16 protein-coding genes are annotated in these 17303 nt (G+C 63.3%); 11 read left to right on the plus strand and 5 right to left on the minus strand.

The features are described from left to right. Positions 1 to 143 precede the first annotated feature (143 nt). From H3U90_RS03325 to pknB, 7 genes are read left to right on the plus strand one after another with little or no spacing between them, the layout of a single operon-like run. A complete protein-coding gene (locus tag H3U90_RS03325; RefSeq protein WP_015021121.1) occupies positions 144 to 848 on the plus strand; it encodes an FhaA domain-containing protein in 705 nt (234 codons plus the stop codon). Positions 849 to 884: 36 nt separating this feature from the next. Next, the gene (locus H3U90_RS03330; protein ID WP_373564724.1) at positions 885 to 1400 is read left to right on the plus strand and encodes an FHA domain-containing protein FhaB/FipA; all 516 of its coding nucleotides are present in this window, start codon (positions 885 to 887) and stop codon (positions 1398 to 1400) included. A 6-nt stretch (positions 1401 to 1406) separates the two neighbouring features. After that, a complete protein-coding gene (locus H3U90_RS03335; RefSeq protein WP_198177037.1) occupies positions 1407 to 2975 on the plus strand; it encodes a BofC C-terminal domain-containing protein in 1569 nt (522 codons plus the stop codon). 2 nt (positions 2976 to 2977) lie between these two features. Further along, entirely contained in the window at positions 2978 to 4531 is a 1554-nt protein-coding gene (locus tag H3U90_RS03340; RefSeq protein WP_198177038.1) for an FtsW/RodA/SpoVE family cell cycle protein, read from the plus strand. Further along, positions 4528 to 5991 (plus strand): peptidoglycan D,D-transpeptidase FtsI family protein, encoded by a 1464-nt coding sequence (locus tag H3U90_RS03345; protein WP_198177039.1) that lies wholly within the window; start codon positions 4528 to 4530, stop codon positions 5989 to 5991. The genes H3U90_RS03340 and H3U90_RS03345 overlap by 4 nt, the downstream gene beginning before the upstream one ends. After that, positions 5988 to 6980, plus strand: coding sequence for a serine/threonine-protein kinase (locus tag H3U90_RS03350; RefSeq protein ID WP_045934838.1), 993 nt, complete (start codon positions 5988 to 5990; stop codon positions 6978 to 6980). Before H3U90_RS03345 ends, H3U90_RS03350 begins: the two co-directional genes overlap by 4 nt. After that, positions 6977 to 9139 carry a Stk1 family PASTA domain-containing Ser/Thr kinase gene (pknB, locus tag H3U90_RS03355; RefSeq protein WP_198177040.1) on the plus strand — a complete coding sequence of 721 codons (2163 nt, stop codon included), beginning with the start codon at positions 6977 to 6979 and terminating at the stop codon, positions 9137 to 9139. The genes H3U90_RS03350 and pknB overlap by 4 nt, the downstream gene beginning before the upstream one ends. 261 nt (positions 9140 to 9400) lie before the next feature. Here the strand turns inward: pknB and H3U90_RS03360 are convergent, their stop codons facing one another. Both H3U90_RS03360 and H3U90_RS03365 read right to left on the minus strand, forming a co-directional pair. Next, positions 9401 to 10516 carry a class E sortase gene (locus tag H3U90_RS03360; RefSeq protein WP_198177041.1) on the minus strand — a complete coding sequence of 372 codons (1116 nt, stop codon included), beginning with the start codon at positions 10514 to 10516 and terminating at the stop codon, positions 9401 to 9403. Further along, entirely contained in the window at positions 10517 to 11272 is a 756-nt protein-coding gene (locus H3U90_RS03365; RefSeq protein ID WP_198177042.1) for a DUF881 domain-containing protein, read from the minus strand. 90 nt (positions 11273 to 11362) lie between these two features. On the opposite strand from H3U90_RS03365, the gene crgA reads away from it, so the two are divergent. Further along, on the plus strand, positions 11363 to 11782 hold the full coding sequence (gene crgA / locus H3U90_RS03370; RefSeq protein ID WP_198177043.1) for a cell division protein CrgA: 420 nt from the start codon (positions 11363 to 11365) through the stop codon (positions 11780 to 11782). A 340-nt stretch (positions 11783 to 12122) separates the two neighbouring features. Here crgA and H3U90_RS03375 read toward each other — a convergent pair whose 3' ends face one another. Continuing rightward, positions 12123 to 12884, minus strand: a complete 762-nt coding sequence (locus H3U90_RS03375; RefSeq protein WP_198177044.1) for a rhomboid family intramembrane serine protease — start codon at positions 12882 to 12884, stop codon at positions 12123 to 12125. 153 nt (positions 12885 to 13037) lie between these two features. Between H3U90_RS03375 and H3U90_RS03380 the strand changes: the two genes are divergently transcribed. Next, positions 13038 to 13268 (plus strand): hypothetical protein, encoded by a 231-nt coding sequence (locus H3U90_RS03380; protein WP_015021110.1) that lies wholly within the window; start codon positions 13038 to 13040, stop codon positions 13266 to 13268. Between the two features lie 133 nt (positions 13269 to 13401). Continuing rightward, the gene (locus tag H3U90_RS03385) at positions 13402 to 13821 is read left to right on the plus strand and encodes a sterol carrier family protein (protein ID WP_198177045.1); all 420 of its coding nucleotides are present in this window, start codon (positions 13402 to 13404) and stop codon (positions 13819 to 13821) included. A gap of 6 nt (positions 13822 to 13827) precedes the next feature. On the opposite strand, the gene H3U90_RS03390 is transcribed toward H3U90_RS03385, so the two are convergent. After that, positions 13828 to 14211 (minus strand): DUF3073 domain-containing protein, encoded by a 384-nt coding sequence (locus tag H3U90_RS03390; protein ID WP_045934832.1) that lies wholly within the window; start codon positions 14209 to 14211, stop codon positions 13828 to 13830. A 153-nt stretch (positions 14212 to 14364) separates the two neighbouring features. Between H3U90_RS03390 and trpS the strand changes: the two genes are divergently transcribed. Continuing rightward, entirely contained in the window at positions 14365 to 15450 is a 1086-nt protein-coding gene (gene trpS / locus H3U90_RS03395; RefSeq protein ID WP_198177046.1) for a tryptophan--tRNA ligase, read from the plus strand. On the opposite strand, the gene H3U90_RS03400 is transcribed toward trpS, so the two are convergent. Then, positions 15447 to 17228: a threonine/serine ThrE exporter family protein gene (locus H3U90_RS03400; protein ID WP_232340608.1), complete on the minus strand. Its 1782-nt coding sequence runs from the start codon at positions 17226 to 17228 to the stop codon at positions 15447 to 15449. The two genes, trpS and H3U90_RS03400, sit on opposite strands and share 4 nt — an antisense overlap. Between the last annotated feature and the right edge of the window lie 75 nt (positions 17229 to 17303).

Below are 17303 nucleotides of genomic sequence, written 5' to 3' on the forward strand. Positions count from 1 at the left end.
TTGTGGCCATGGGGCCTTATCCATACCCGGCAGCCGCGGTCGTTCGAACCTGTTCATTGAAGAAATTGCAAGCATCCGACCGCCCATTACCCCCTTCCGGCAGGGTCACGTACTATGAAAGGGTTATATGGAAAGGGATGACTATGAGCGTTCTCGATCGTTTCGAGAAGAGCGTGGAAGGCGCCGTTAACGGTGTCTTCTCGAAGTTCGGCTCCAAGGACCTACAGCCCGTCGACCTGTCGAGCGCCCTCGAGCGTGAGATAGACTCACAGGCCATGCCCGTCGGTCGCGACCGTACCGTGGCGCCCAACGAGTATCGATTCAGACTATCCACCCCAGACTTCGACCGCATCGAGCAGTGGGGCTCGGAGGCTCTGGCCAACGAGCTGGCAGACAACCTGACCAAGTACGCCGAAAGCCAGCACTATGCCTTCGTCGGCCCGGTCGTGGTCATCTTCGAGGAGGACCTCAACCTGAACAAGGGCGACTTCCACCTGTCTGCCGAATCGGTCCAGGGCAACGCGGCACCCGTCACCACACCCGAAGAGTCCAAGGACTGCCCGGTGTTGGAGATCAACGGTCGCCAGTACCTGCTGACCGCCCCCATCACCACCATCGGCCGTGGATCCTCCTGCGACATCGTCATCGACGACGCAGGCATCTCCCGCCGACACCTGCAGATCGAGATCACCGACAAGGGCGTGGTAGCCCGCGATCTGGGGTCCACCAACGGCACCTATGTAGAGGGACATCAGGTTCCCGCAGCCACCCTGCTGGACGGCAATACCATCACCATCGGTCGTACCCGCATCCTCTACTGGGCATCGTCGCAGGAACAGGATTCGTAAGTCGCCCAGACCTTGAAGTAAGGTCGAATCATTATGCTGACTGAACTGACATTCGCCATCCTCAAATACGGATTCCTGGCTCTGTTATGGGTATTCGTATGGCTGGCCATCCGTTCACTCCGCAAAGACATCGAAACCTTCAGCCCCAAGACTTCTCATACCCGCCGACGCAGTGAACGCGCAGCCCAGCGCAAGCTGCCCGCAGCCGCCAGATCCGTGCCTATCGCCCCGGTCAGCAAAACAGAGCCTGCAAGCGATGAGCCCTCCCTGCTGGTGGTCATCGACGGACCTCTGGCTGGCTCCTCCACGCCGCTGTCCGGACGACCCATCACCCTGGGCCGCTCCTCCTCGAACACCCTGGTGCTGGACGACGAGTTCGTCTCCGGCCATCATGCGCGGGTCTACCAGGATCCCGCATCGGGCCGATGGGCCATCGAGGATCTGGGGTCCACCAACGGCACCGTCGTCTCGGGACAGAAAATCACGGCGCCGACAATCCTACCGGCGGAGGTTCCCGTGCGCATCGGAGCCACCACCTTCGAGTTGAGGTAGCCGCCCATGACCAGGAACGATGCGAGCCAAAAGCTGTTCCTCTATTCCACGGCGGTTTCAGACGTGGGGTACGTGCGCAGCAACAACCAGGATTCCGCCTTCGCCGGTGAGCGCCTTGTGGCCATGTGCGACGGCATGGGCGGCCACGCAGGCGGGGATACGGCCTCGACCATAGCCATCCGATCCCTGGCCCACATCGAACGCGACGACCGGGAGCAGGACGTGCAGTCCCTGGCCCGGATGATGGAGACCTCGGTCATCGCGGCCCATGACGCCATCGTGGGCAAGGCCAAGCGCGAACACCGCCTGTCGGGCATGGGCACCACGGTCACGGCCCTGGCTCTGGCCGACGACTCCTGGGTACTGGCCCATATCGGCGACTCCCGGGCCTACCTCCTGCGGGAGGGCAAGCTGATCCGGATGACCCAGGACCACTCCTACGTGCAGCATCTGATCGACACCGGCCGCATCTCCCCGGCCGAGGCCCGCAACCACCCTCAGCGCAACGTGGTCATGCGGGTCCTGGGGGACTTCGACATCGACCCCCGCCCAGACATCTCCATCTCCAAGGCCCTGCCCGCAGACCGTTGGATGATCTGCTCGGACGGCCTCTGCGGCGTTCTTGAGGACTCGACCATCGCCGAGGTGCTGTCCTCGGTCTCGGACCAGGCGGAGTGCGCCCAGCAACTGGTCACCTTCGCCCTGAAGGCCGGCAGCACCGACAACGTGACCGTGGTCATCGCCGATGCCACGCTGGCCCTGGATGCCGATGCCTTCGATCTGCCCCATCAGACCCCTCTGGTCGGCGGCGCAGCCAGCTCCAACCTGGAGGCCCTGGCCGACATCCTGGATGAGCCCGTAGCGGCCGCACCGCGCCTGCGCGACGAGTCCCGGGAGTCCCCCGCCAAGCGGGCCGCCGACCTGACCCAGGACCGGGATGCCGACAAACAGGAGGACGAGGATGACGAAGGCCGCACCGCCCAACCCTCGGCTGCCCGCGAGGAGAGCGGCGAACGGCATGTGCCCGATACCAGCGAAATCCCCATAGTCCACAAGAAGGACGGCTCGGACTCAGCCGACCCTTACGACCCGGACGTGGCCGACGCCATCCACAAGGAGCACCTGGAGCAACGCAAGCGCCAGCGCTCACGGCACCGGCGGATTCGGCTGATCCTGGCTGGCATCATCGCCCTGGTGATCCTGGTCCTGGCCGGAGGTACGGCGGCGGCCTACCGCTGGAGCCAGGAACAGTACTACCTGGGCACGGACCAGGGCCGGGTGGCCATCTACCAGGGCGTGCCCACCAAGGCCTTCGCCCTCTCGCTGTCCCACCCGGTGCAGACCACGGACATCGCCGTCAAGGGGCTTCCCCAGTCCTGGCGTGACCAGCTGGAAGAGGGCATCACCGTCTCCAGCATGGACGATGCCAAGGAGCACGCCCGTCTGATCCGCAAGGAGGCCGGCGACCTCAAACGCGAGCAGGCCAAGGAGACCAAGGACGAGTCCGACCAGGCGTCGACTTCTCCTTCAGCCTCGCCCTCACCGTCGGAAACCGACCAGAGCGGGCGGCAGTAGTCATGTTCATCACCCGTCTGCGCCGCATAGGCCTTCTGCTCTTCTCCCTGCTGGTGGGGTTCATCGGCTTCTTCCAGATGTTCGCCCGTGCGGCGGGCCGCTTCCCCGGGGATTACGCCGCCCTACTGGCAGTCACCGCCGCCCTCTTCATCGCCCTCTGGGTCCTGCTGGAGATTTTCCAGCCTTACGGCAGCCAGGCCATCCTGCCCAGCATCGTCATCCTGAGCTCACTGGGTATCACCCTGATCACCCGCATAGATCTGCGCAACGCCCGGATCGGCCAGCCCACACGAGTGGGCTTCACCCAGCTGATCTGGCTGTGTCTGGCCCTGGTCCTGTGCGGACTGCTGGTGGTGCTGCTCCGGGACTACAGGCTGCTGCGACGCTTCTCCTATGTGAGCATGGTGGTGGGCCTGGTCCTGCTCCTGTCGCCCATGCTGCCCGGCATCGGCCGCGAAATCGGCGGCGCCCGCATCTGGATAGGCGTGGGGTCGCACACCCTGCAGCCCGGCGAATTCGCCAAGCTCTTCCTGGCCTTTTTCTTCGCCGCCTATCTGTTCGACCACCGGGACCAGCTGGCCGTGGGCGGCAAGAAGTTCCTGGGCATGCGGATGCCCCGAATCAAGGACTTTGGCCCCATCATCATCGTCTGGCTTATTTCGCTGGCCGTCCTGGTCATCCAGCATGATCTGGGTACCTCGCTGATGTACTTCGCCATGTTCGTCTCCATGCTCTATGTGGCCACCGGCCGCACCAGCTGGATCGCCATTGGCTCGGTCTTCTTCGTCATCGGAGCCGTGGCAGCGTCCATGATCTTCGCCCATGTGGGTGCCCGAGTGGACGCCTGGCTGCACCCCTTCAGCGACGCTGAGTTCGGCAAAGCCTTCGGCGGGTCCGGCCAGCTGGTGCGCGGCATCTTCGGCCTGGCCGCCGGCGGGCTGACAGGCACCGGCCTGGGCCAGGGACGCCCCTGGATCACCCCCCTGGCCAACTCCGACTTCATCTACACGTCGGTGGGTGAGGAGCTGGGGCTGAGCGGTCTGCTGGTGGTTCTGGCCCTCTACCTGGTCATCGTGGCCTCGGGCATGATCACGGCCATGAAGATCAAGGACGGTTTCGGCAAGCTCCTGGCCTCCGGTCTGGTCTTCACCATGGCCTTCCAGGTCTTCACCGTGGTGGGCGGCATCACCCTGGTCATCCCCCTGACCGGCCTGACCATGCCCTACATGGCGGCGGGCGGCTCCAGCCTGGTGGCCAACTGCATCCTGGCCGTCCTGCTCATCATCATCTCCAACGCAGCGAACAAGCCAGCGCCGGAGGTCAGCTCGGACACCTTCAAGTACGAGGCCCTGGCCGTGCTGCGTCAGCAGGAGACCAGCAAGCGCAGTGGACAGGACGACTCGAACTCTGAATCGGACTCTGAATCGAACCCCGACGACCAAGAGTCCCGCGGTCGTCATGCCGGGCCGACCGAGCCGACCGACCAGGATGAGGAAACCGACCTGCCAGCCACCGGCCGCATCCCCGTCCGCCAGGTGCGAGGAGGTGGACAGTGAACAAGGCCCTGCGTCAACTCTTTAACGCCGTCATCATCCTCTTCGTCATCCTGGGGCTTTCCAGCTCCATCATCATGGTGATCCGGGCGGGCAACCTTAACTCGGACCCCCGCAATCTGCGCGCCCTCTATCACGAGTATGCGGCGCCCAGGGGGGCCATACTGACATCGGACGGCGCCGTCATGGCCCAGTCCGACCCCATCAACGACTCCTTCCAGTACCAGCGGCACTACCACAAGGGAGCCGTCTACTCGCCCATCACCGGCTACTACTCCATCACCAGCCCGGCAGACCGGGGAATCGAGGCCTCGCGCGACCGCCTGCTGAGCGGCCAGTCCGACAGCCTGTGGATGGACCGGCTCAAGTCCCTCTTCACCGGCACCCAGAACAAGGGCGCCTCCATCGAGACCTCCATCAATCCCAAGATGCAGGAGGCCGCCTACGCCATGCTGGGCAACTTGTCCGGTTCCGTAGTGGCCATCGAGCCCTCCACAGGCCGCATCCTGACCATGGTCAGCACACCGAGCTACAACCCCGAAGACCTGACCGCCCACGACAGCGGGGATGCCTCCCAGGCCTACCAGAAGCTGGCCTCCCGTTCCGACAACCCCATGCTCAACCGGGCCACCTCGCAGCTGTATCCGCCAGGGTCCACCTTCAAGGTGGTTGTGGCCGCCGCCGCCCTGGAGTCCGGCCAGTATCACCCCGACAGCCAACTGCCGGCCGGGGCCTCATACACCCTGCCTGGCACCAACTACAATCTGACCAACTCCACTTCCGCGGCCAACGGATCCAACGGCAAGATAAGCCTGGAAAACGCCCTGGCCTACTCATCCAACACAGCCTTCTCCCAGCTGGGGGTCGCCCTGGGTGACAAGACGCTGGCAGCACAGGCCCGTAAGTTCGGCTACGGCTCCACCATCACCCTGGACGGGACCAACTCCACAGGACGGCCCATGAAGGCCGTGGCCTCCAAGTTCCCCGAGGACCAGTCCCAGGATCGGCTCGCCTTGGCCTCCATCGGCCAGGGGGACACCCTGTCCACACCGCTGCAGGCTGCCATGACGGCCGCTGCCGTGGCCAACGGAGGCAAGCTCATGCAGCCGACCCTGGTGGATCGGGTGCGCTCCAGCGACCTGAGCGTCATCAGCGAGACAACGCCCTCGGTCTACTCACAGGCCTTCTCACCGGACACCGCCAAGGCCCTGACCACCATGATGGAGGCAGTGACCACCAAGAGCTACCCGAATCTGGCCATCCCCGGCATGCAGGTGGCCGCCAAGTCCGGCACGGCTCAGATCGGTGCAGGCAATACGGCAAATGACGGGTGGATGATAGGATTCGCTCCGGCCGACAAGCCCAAGGTAGCCGTAGCCGTTGTGGTGCATGGAATCTCCACCTACGGCATAGATGCCGCCGGGCCGATCATGAAACGCGTCATGCAGGAGGCTGCCAAGTGAAACTGATACAAGGACAGCTCATCCATCGACGGTACCGTCTGGACCGCCGCCTGGCCCAGGGGGGCATGGGCGAAGTCTGGAAGGGCTACGACATAGAATTGGGCCGCGTGGTGGCCATCAAGGCCCTGCGCGAGGATCTGACCAACGAGGAGTCCAAGCTGCTGCGGCTGCGGGCTGAGGCGCACAATTCCGCCAACTTGGCCCACCCCAACATCGCCGCCCTCTTCGAGTACTACGAGCACGACGGCATCGGATTCCTGATCATGGAGTACGTGCCCAGCCAATCCCTGGCAGACATCTACCGGGACCGGGGCGCCCTGGACCCCATCGAGCTGCTGCCCATCCTGATACAGACGGCCCGAGGGCTCTACGTGGCCCACTCCCACGGGGTCATCCACCGGGACGTCAAGCCGGCCAACATCATGGTCTCCGACACCGGCGAGGTCAAGATCACCGATTTCGGCGTCTCCTACTCCACCAACCAGGGACAGATCACCCAGGACGGCATGGTGGTGGGCACGGCCCAGTACATCTCGCCCGAGCAGGCCCAGGGCCTCCAGGCCACACCCCAGTCCGACATCTACTCCCTGGGCGTGGTGGCCTACGAGGGGCTCTGCGGGCACCGACCCTTTACCGGCGCCACCCCGGTGGACATCGCCGCGGCACACGTCAACGACCCTGTGCCGCCACTGCCCGACTCGGTGGACAACCAACTCATGAACTTCGTCATGTCCATGCTGGCCAAGGACCCGCGAGACCGCCCGGCGAATGCCCTGGTGGTCTCGCACACGCTGGCCAGGATCGAACAGCGGCTGCTGGATCAGCAGCTGGGCGAGACGGAGGTCATCGATCCGCGCGCACCCATGCCTCGACGCATTGTGAGCAGGCCACACGCGGCAAAAGACATCTTCAGGCCCTTCTGGGGGCACTATGGAGAAGGAAGCGCACAGCGCGGCCTTGAAGCGACGAACGGAGGGGATACCCTATGAGCATCACACTGCCGCCGTCCCTAGCGGACGGACGCTACCGTCTGGGACAGCTGATCGGACGCGGTGGCATGGCCGAGGTCCACAAGGCTGTGGACACGCGTTTGGGAAGGACGGTCGCGGTCAAGATCATGCGTTCCGATCTGGCCAACGACGAGGTCTTCCTATCGCGGTTCCGCCGGGAGGCCCACTCGGTCGCGCTGCTCAACAACCCCAACATCGTCTCCATCTACGACTCTGGCGAGGAGATACTGACCGACGACCAGGGCAACCATGAGCGGGTGCCCTACCTGGTCATGGAGTACGTCAAGGGCCAGACCCTGCGGTCCATCCTCAAGGAGAACGGGGCCCTGAGCCAGCGCGACAGCGAGCAGGTCATGCTGGGCATGCTGAGCGCCCTGGACTACTCCCACCACATGGGCGTCATCCACCGGGACATCAAGCCCGGCAACATCATGATCTCGGAGCAGGGCATCGTCAAGGTCATGGACTTCGGCATCGCTCGGGCCATGGACGATTCGGCCGCCACAATGACCCAGTCCCAGGGCGTGGTGGGCACGGCCCAGTACCTGAGCCCCGAGCAGGCCCGCGGCGAGAGCGTGGACATGCGCTCCGACCTCTACTCGGCCGGCTGCGTCCTCTACGAGATGCTGACCGGGCGGCCGCCCTTCAACGGGGATTCGGCCGTGGCCATCGCCTACCAGCACGTCACCGAGGTGGCCACCCCGCCCAGCACCATCGTGCCCGGTCTGCCGAAGATGTGGGATTCCATCTGCGCCAAGGCCATGGCCAAGGACCGCCAGAACCGGTACGCCACAGCCGCCGCCTTCAAGAGCGACATCCTTGCCTTCATGAACGGCGGGACCCCGGTGGCTGCCGCCTTCAACCCGCTGACCGACCTGGCCAACGTCAAGGCCCGCAAGGATGCCGAGCAGGGCACCGAAACGGCCACCATGCCGCTGACCGAAGAGGAGACGGCCGCCACCCAGGCCTTCAACCCTGTTCAGGACCCGCTCAATCCGGCCGCTGCCACCGATGTCGCAACGGCTGAGCGCACGGCCACCAAGGCGGCCCAGAAGAAGTCCAAACGACGCAAGAAGATCATCATCGGCGCCATCGTGGCGGCTTTGGTCCTGGTGCTCGCCGGCCTGGGCGCTTGGAATGTGCTAAGCCGAAACCGCCATCCGATGGCCGAGGTGCCTACCATCAACGCGCAGATGTCGCGTATCCTTGCCCGTGAGAAGGTCACCGCCGCAGGCTTCCACTACCAGGAGAAGGAAGACAACGACTCGGCCGAACCCAAGGGGACCTTCACCAAGCAGAGCCCCAAGGGCGGAAGCATGGCTCCCAAGGGCTCCACAGTGACCGTCTGGTTCTCCTCCGGACCCAAGGACACGGCCATCCCCGATGTCAAGGGCATGACCCAGCAGGAGGCCCGCAGTGCCCTGGAGAAGGCCGGATTCAAGGTCTCCCCCGCCGCCTCCGTGGAAGACAGCCAGGACGTACCCAAGGACCACGTGACCCGCACGGATCCTGCCGCAGGCCAGAGCGTGGCCAAGGGGACCAGCATCCTGGTCTACATCTCCTCGGGCATGACCAAGGTGCCCGATCTGTCCGGCAAGACCAAGGACGACGCGACCAAGACTCTGCAGAGCCTGCACTTCAACATCACCATCCGCGAGCAGGCCTCCAACACCGTGGCCAAGGACATGGTCATCAGCACCGATCCGGCTGCCGGGTCCTCCATCCAGCAGGGAGCCATGATCACGGTCACCGTGAGCAACGGCATGCAGCTGGGCAACTACGTCGGCATGACCCTGGGCGAGGCCAAACGCAACCTGGGCCAGGGTGTCAACATCACGGTCAACGGCCCCAACAACGACAACGCCGTGGTCACCGGCCAGGATCCCACATCAGGTTCCTCCTTCGACAAGTCCAAGGACACCATCACCCTGACCACGGCCATCAGCGTCCCGCCCTTCTCCCAGGGCGAGACCTTGGGCAGCTATCGGCAGAAGCTGACCAACAGCGGTGTCAGCGCCGACAGGATCACTTCCGTCGGCAAGGATACGGACAAGGTGACCGCTGTAAGTCCCGGAGCCGGGAGCAGGGTGGACGACAACACCCCCATCACGGTGACCACCGTCAGCTCCACCAACTGACCCTATGGCCCGGCGGTCAAAGTCTTGCCGCCGGGCCATATCGTTGGTCATACAGCCGGACAGAGCAAATACGGGGTGAGCATAGCGGCACCTACCGGACTGTGTCATCAGGACCATGACCACAGAGCATGGCTACCGGGGTGCCTTAGATAACCTTGGGCAATCACTTCTGGCAGTCGGCAATGCATGACATCAATAGGCGGCGGGGCCGCAGAATCACGTTGGATCCTGCGGCCCCGCCGCTCTTCCATGCCACCCAGGTCAGAAGGTGGAGTAGTTAGACATCTGTCTGAGCATGGGCACGTTGCTGGCCAGCCACGGGAAGCCCCATTCCATCAAGGCACAGGCCAGAGCCAGCAGGAGCAGAATCAGCAGAAGCCAGCGAATCGGAGCTATGCCGGACTGGTGCCGCAGCAGCCAGCCATAGAGGCTGATCATGGGCTGAGGCTTCTCGCCCTTGCGAATCTGCCGCAGCAGGGGGTAACGCCAGGCTGTCAGCGCCGCCAGGTAGATGATCAGATAGGCTGCTGCCAAGACCAGGAAGACCGGCTGCAGAGAACCCAGCCTGGCCATGACCGAGCCCTTGTCGTCTGCGAAGGCCACGTTGCTGCCGCGGTCGCCCAGCAGTTCCTTGGGCACTCCGTCGGACACCTTGGCCCAGTAGTCGAATTCGCCCCAGCTGATCCAGCGGTGGGTGGCTGTGGTGTACTTGGGCTCGCAGGTGGTCAGGGTGATCATGCGCCGATCAGGAGCCTGGTTGGGCGAATAGGGGTTGGGAGCGATAACGCTGACCTCGTTGGCTGCGACGATCTTGTAGCGGGTGTAGTGGTAGACATACCAGTAATCCTTGGTGCGCAGAACGATGGCATCGCCCACTCGCAGCTCGTCCACATGTCCCAGCGGCTCACCATAGCCGGCTCGGTGTCCGGCAATGGCCACATTGCCCATCTCGCCCGGCATCTGCGTATTGGGGTAGTGCCCCAGCCCTGCGTAGGCCAGCTCTCGGGGCGACGTGCCCTGAACCACGTTGCGCTCCCAATGCTGTCCAAAACGGGGAATGTAGGCCTGGGCCATCAGTTCACCCTCGGAGGCCTGCTTGGGCTGCACCGGCGGATCCCCCTTCTGAGGCTTGGCCACCTTGCGGGTGTCGCCCGATCCCGGGTTGCTCCAGGAGGTCGAGGCCCGGGCCTCCAACTGCTGATGCTCGGACTGCACGCCGGTCCACCAGAGCTGCCAGACCACGTAGAGTGCGCAGACGACTGCCAGAGTGATCAGCAGCTCCCCTACGATTTCTGCAATGCCCACCAGCCAGGTTCGCCGCTTATCCGCCGGTTTGTCGACCGACGTTTTGTCGTTCTCCGAGTCCTCTGTCGTCATTTACCGTGCCTTCTCATCTAGCGATGCGTACTGGAGTGGCTGCAGGACAGCCGTCGTCTCAGGGAATCTCAGATTATCCGAAGATTCGACATTCCAACCCAGACCTACCGTATTCACATACTCCTTGTAAATCCGGATGGATGGCGAAGCATTCAGGGACTTGGTCATCCGGTCGACTGGCCCTATGGCTGAAATCTTATATGGCGGCGAGTACTTTCGGCCATGCAACAGCAACACATTGCCCACGCATCGCACGGCCGTGGTGGGCAGAACCCGCTGATCCTGGATCCGCATGGACTCGGCTCCCCCGGCCCAAAGCGCGTTGACCACGCTCTCCACATCCTGCTGATGGATCACGTAATCGTTGATGTTGGCCGTCGACCCGTCGGAGCCCACCTTCTGCTGCCAGAGCGGGGAATCATTGAGGGTCACCGTCAGTCCCGGCCCCTGGACGGCCTTGAGCACCGTGCCCGAGCCGGGGTCCTCGCGAGCCTGGTCCGAGCCGCCCTTGTCGTCATCGGTCAGGGTCTTCAGCGCGTTGATCTGCGAGCTCATGTCATTGATGTCCTTGCGCAGCTCGGCAGCCTTGTTCTCGCGCTCCTCCACAAGCCCGGCCGTGTCCGAAGTGACCGTGACCGTCCTGTTGACCTGGATGTTGGTGGTCAGCATGAACCCGACCAGGGCCAGCACCACAGCCACAGACACCGTGCCGACCAGGGACCTGCGCGCACCGTGCCGTCCCGTTCGTCTGGCCATAGGCATACCTTCATCCTCGTCTGCGATAGTATTACGTTCGAGTCTAACCGCTACTATGGCTTAGTAGATCTACTGAAGGAGAATAACCTCATGGCAGAGCATCAACTCCATGATGACGAAGACCAGGCGGTGGACAAGGCCAAGACCGCCGACACTGGCGAGGATGCCGAGGACGAGGAGTACGGCCTGTCCATGGACAAGGTGGAGGCCGTGCTCAACCAGAGCGTTGACAAAAAGCACATGACTCCGCAGATGCGCCGCATCGTGGAGCGTCAGGAGGAGAACACCCGCCGCGTGGAGGACACCATCAAGAGCACCAAGGCCAATCCGCGCTGGTTCGTGCCCCTCTTCGTCACGCTGATGGTGGTGGGCCTGATCTGGATCGTGGTCTACTACATCTCCTCCGCCAGAGGCAGCGTCTTCCCCATCCCCGGCATCGGCAACTGGAACCTTGCCGTGGGCTTTGGCATTCTGCTGGTCGGCTTCCTCATGACCATGTGGTGGCACTGATCCAGCCGCATTGTTCTTCAGGAACCCCGCAACCGTCCAGGCACGGCTGTGGGGTTCTTCGTATACCCATCCACACCTGAGCGTCAGGCTTGTGTGGATTCAAATCCACCGTTTCGAGACCGGAGCCAAAGTTATCCACAATCGCCTGAATTCCTCGTGGACAGTCTGAGGCACTCGTCCACAACCCTACTGCTAATTGGGTTCTGTCTTCACTTATCCACTTTTTACAGGCATATATGCACCAGTTCTGAATACTTATTCCCAGGTTATCCACACGATTGTCAACAAATGTGGATAGATGACATCCATGTCATTTACCAGAGGAGGCGGGTACTGATTTTCAGCGCATGGGATTGAACATGTTGCAGCCCAGAGCCAGCAGGACCAGAGCCGCCAGGAAGATCAGCGTGGGCAGCAGCCAGGAGAGCAGACCATGCACCCGCGAGCCGGGCCGGCCCATGTGCAGCAGGGCCAGCATGAAGAGGCCGCCGACGATGAACCCGCCAACGTGGTCCTGCCAGGCGATGCCGGGCACGAACAGGGGCATGCAGAAGTTGATGCCCATCCAGACCACCAAGGAAAGGATGTCAATCCCCAGACGGCGGTAGACCACCAGGATGGCGGCGAAGAGTCCGAAGAGCGCGCCCGAGGCCCCGATGGCCGACGTACCCCATCCATTGGGCGCCAGGACAGCATAGACCATCAGACCCAGGTCTCCGCCCAGCCCGCTGATCATGTAAAGGGCCAGGAAACGCCCGTGTCCTATCAGATTTTCAAGCACCGGCCCCACAACCCAGAGGGTGATCATGTTGAAGAGGATGTGCGAGACATTGGTGGCGTGCAGAAAAATGTTGGTCACAAACATCCAGGGCTCATGAATGGCCGCAATCGGCACGAAGGCCCAATAGCCCAGCAAAAGCCGCTGATAGCGAAGGGGCGCCAGCAGGTACAGGGCCATCTGGATGACCCAGGCCGCTATGCAGATCAGGGTGATGGCTATGGTCACCACCGGAGCATGGTCACCCCAGTACCGCCGGATCCATCCCAGCGGCCCCCGACCGTTTCCTCCGCCTTTGAAACTGGTGCCCATGCCATTGACCATGAATCATACCTTACCTGACCGTCCGGCCGGGGTGTGCGGTTTCCGTGCCGCAATGGCACCGATGCGCCCCATAGTTCGCCGCTTTCTACTAGGATGATGACTAGGTCGGTCGAAGTGGGCAGGACCGACGAAAGTCGTCGAAAGGAGCCAAACATGGAGAATTCATCTTCAAACGGCTGGAAGTTCTTTGCACTGCTCTTCGGCACGCTGCTGGCCGGCGTTGTCGCTCTGTTCGTATACAAGCAGCAGAACCCGGATTACGATCCCTGGGAGGAGCCCTGGGAGAACAGCTCATCGCCAGTCGACCTGGGCCTGGCCAAGGATGAGGAGGACAAGGGATCCGAGGATCCCGAGACCCCTCTGCAAGCGGGCGCACAGGCCTGACCGTTCCGGTCGGGAAGGAATCCGACCCAGCGTCAAGGACGTGAGGGCAACGGATTCCTTTTTTCATGCCTTAATTCGGCCCGGCTGCAACCTGCTGGACACGCCTGTTGGGGCGGCGCGTCACAATGGAGCCATGAGTGCCATACGGGAAGCAGACATTGAAGAAGGCCGCCGGGATTTTCTGGCCTGGCGCGATGCGGCCAAGGAGGCCGTGAATAATCTGGGCCCAGGGGGCGACCGCCTGTCAGTAGCCCCGCAGACAGATAGACGCAGCAAGGCCATGGCTGTCCGCTATTCCCTGCACATGCTGGAGATCAAGGCCCCCGGCCCCGGCATAGAGGTCAGGGTGGCCCCTTGGGGAGCAGTCAAGATTCTGGATGGGCCGGCATCAGACCCGCATAACCTGACCCCGCCCGACGTAATCGAGCTGGACCCGGATGTCTGGCTGCGTCTGGCCGCCGGCATCACCAGCTGGAGTGAGGAAACCGCCGCCGGACACATCAGCGCCGTAGGCGAGCGAGACGATCTGCACGAGCTGCTGCCCCTGGTATGAGGCCGGTTACTTGCTCGACGATCCCTTGGCTGCGGTCTTCTTATCCTTGTGGTGTTTGAGCGCGCTGGGCACGGGGATGGGTATGCGCTTGTGCGGCTTGGGCGTGGCCGGCATCTCCCCGGAGGTGGCCTTTGCAGCAGCCTCGGCGGCCCACCGGGCGTAATCGTCCAGATCATCGTCCGGGGAATCCTCGGGGTCCTGGCCCCCCGATTTGCGAGAATCCGGTTTGGAGTATTCCTCTTCAACCATTTTGAAGGGATCTTTGCCCCTGGTTCCGGGTTCCTTGCTGCTGAGCTCTTTGGCCAGCTCGTCGTAATCCGTGTCCGTTGTCAGATATTTGAGCTTCCGGGCTATTTTCGTCTGCTTAGCCTTCTGACGTCCGCGGCCCATCCGACCCCCTTCGCCAGGTAACGTGCACTTAGGCAACTTGAATGTGAATTTGCATCATTTATGAGAGTACCACCTGAGCATCTTGTCGGCTCGGACTTTTACCATAAAAGCAATTCCCAGAACGACATTCGGCACAACGGCAAGGGTGGGACCATGCAGGAAGACGTCACAGCGGCAGGCAACGAGATCAGCGACAGTTTCAGAGCCGCCAAGCATCGGTCCGACCAGGTGCTGGCCGAGCTGGACAAGAATCCGAGCCGCTACACCATGCTGACCGGCGACCGCCCGACCGGCAGGCTCCATCTGGGCCATTACTTCGGTTCCATCCGCGAACGCGTCCAGATGCAGAATCGCGGCGTGCACACCAACATCGTCATCGCCGACTACCAGGTCATCACCGACCGGGACACCACCGAGCACATCCGCGACAACGTGCTCAACCTGGTGCTGGACTATCTGGCTGCGGGCATCGACCCCAGGAAGACCATGATCTTCACCCATTCGTCCACCCCGGCAGAGAACCAGCTGCTGCTGCCCTTCCTCTCCCTGGTGACCGAGGCCGAGCTTCACCGCAATCCCACCGTCAAGGCCGAGATGGAGGCCAGCGGCCACGCCCTGACCGGCCTGCTGCTGACCTACCCGGTCCACCAGGCCTGCGACATACTCTTCTGCAAGGCCAACGTCGTGCCCATCGGCAAGGACAACCTGCCGCATGTGGAGCTGACCCGGACCATCGCCCGCCGCTTCGACGAGCGCTACCCCGGCGAAGCCCCGGTCTTCCCCGAGCCTGATGCCATCCTGTCCGACACCCCTGAGATTCCGGGTCTGGACGGCCGCAAGATGAGCAAGTCCTACGGCAACTCCATCATGCTGGGCGCCACCGCCGAGGAGACGGCCAAGCTGATCCGCAAGTCCCCCACCGACTCCGAGCGCAAGATCACCTTCGATCCTGTGAACCGCCCCCAGGTCTCCGCCCTGCTGACCACGGCCGGCCTGGTGACCGACCGGAGGCCCGAGGAGATCGCCGAGGAGATCGGCGATGCCGGCTCAGGGGCCCTCAAGGCCTACGTGACCAAGTCGGTCAACGAATTCCTGGCACCCCACCGGGAGCGCCGGGCCGAGCTGGCCAAGGACATGGACACCGTGCGCGACATCCTGGTCGAGGGCAACAAGCGCGCCAACCAGATAGCCGAGGAGACCCTCGATCAGGTCCGCTCGGCCATGGGCATGCGCTACTAGACGTCGTACCGCCAGGAGCGGTCGGTCAGCACACGGGCCGTTACCAGACCGATGGGCAGGCAGATGATGACCATGAAGGCCCGGAAGGCCCAGTCCAGGGCGTTGAGCGTATTGAACTGCCCTAAGTAGAACATGGCCCGGTACATATACAGACCGGGCACCATGATGACGATTGAGGGCACGGTCAGGCTGATTCTCGGGTAGCCCAGGTCGGGCGGCAGCAGGCCGTGACGGACCGAGGAGCGCCAGACCGTGGCCAGCATACCGGCCAGGAAAGCGCCCAGGAAGGCGGCCATCTCCGGAGGGACATGGAGCATGTCCTGCATCTCCAGGCGCATGGTGTCGGTCAGAGCGCCGATGACGGCGGCCACCAGGGCCATGCGCTGGGGTGAGTTGAAGAGGACCGAGAAGCCCCAGACCCCGCAGAAGGCTGCAATCATGCGAAGACCGGCCATCAGCCAGGGGCTCAGGTTCATGGGTTCGAAGCCCTGGGGGTTGAGCATGACCATCCGCGCCACGGCCCATCCGCCCAGTGTGGCCACCAGGATGATCGAGAAGGCGTAGGTGATGCGCTGCACCCCCGAGGGGAAGTCCAGCTTGGCGATGTCCAGGCCGCCGGTGACCAGTGGGAAGCCGGGAATGACGAAGAGGATGGCACCGATGTAAGCCGTGTCGTGCCTGAGGGCCACCGGGTCGAAGATACCCACCAGCCTCAACGTGCCGACGCAGGCCAGGGCGGCGATGATGACCGCCACCCCAGTGGCGAAGAACTGGTTGATCCGCCTACCCAGCATCTGACGACGCACCCACTGGCCTATACCAGCGCCGACGAAGGCTCCGGCCATGTCGTAGGGGCCGCCGCCCAGCAGGAAGACGAAGGCTGCGCAGGCCACGGCCGAGGCGAAGCCCGAGAAGAGGGGCGAATAGAGGGGCTTGCGTCGCTCGATTAGGTCCAGGCGTTCATGCGCCTGCCGGACCGTGATGCCACCCCTGGCCTGTGGCTTTGGGGACGCGGGCTTGTCAGAGGAGGCAGGCCGCCCAGCCGCAGAATCGCGCCCCCGGCTGGTTGCAGAAGATTCAGTGGCTGCAGAACCGGCGGCACTCGAATCTGAATTCTCAACCGCATCGGCAACAGAAACGGAAGCAGACCTGGAATCTTCGGAACCATCCGAGGCCGTGGTGGTCGGCATGGCCTCCGAACGAGGCGTGGAGCCTACAGTGCCCAGACCGGCGGCCGTCCTGGTGTCCATGGCCGCCGCATCGATCCGGTTCTGGCTGATCTCGTCCTCGTTGTGTACGGCGGTGGCCACCGCATCCTTGAGCGCCTCGGCAGCATCCTGGTCCTGGGCCAGCACCTCCTTGACAGCCTTGCGGGCCGCCGCGTAGACGTTCGGCTCGTCCAGGTTGTCCACCAGCTCCCGGGAGACCACCGTCATGGCGTGGTAGGTCCCCGCCTGCCCGCACTTGACGCTGAGCCAGTCCGCGAAGTGCTCCAGCAGCCAGATCCGCTCGGTGTTGACCCCGGTGGTGGGCAGGTCCACCACCTCGGTGATGCGGGACACACCATCCGTGCAAGTAGCCTCGATGTCGGTCAGGTTCACGTCGGCCCGCACATGCACGCCCATGGGGTAGGCAATCCTGTGCATCATCTCGCGCACGCGGAAGCTTCCCGTGCCGGCCCCCAGCTCCAGCATGCCCACCCGCACAATCAGGCTGGTCTTGGCCGCTATGCAGGCCTCGACGATGGGCTTGTCGTAATCGCGTTCAATGTCCTCCATGTCCAGCGGAATGGAGTGGGTGTGGTACTTGCTGACCCGTCTGACCTCGGCTGCGGTCCTGCCGCGATAGCCGTC

Origin of the sequence: Bifidobacterium sp. W8103 (assembly GCF_016100775.1) — a bacterium.
In the GTDB taxonomy this organism is placed as follows: Bacteria; Actinomycetota; Actinomycetes; order Actinomycetales; family Bifidobacteriaceae; genus Bombiscardovia; species Bombiscardovia choladohabitans.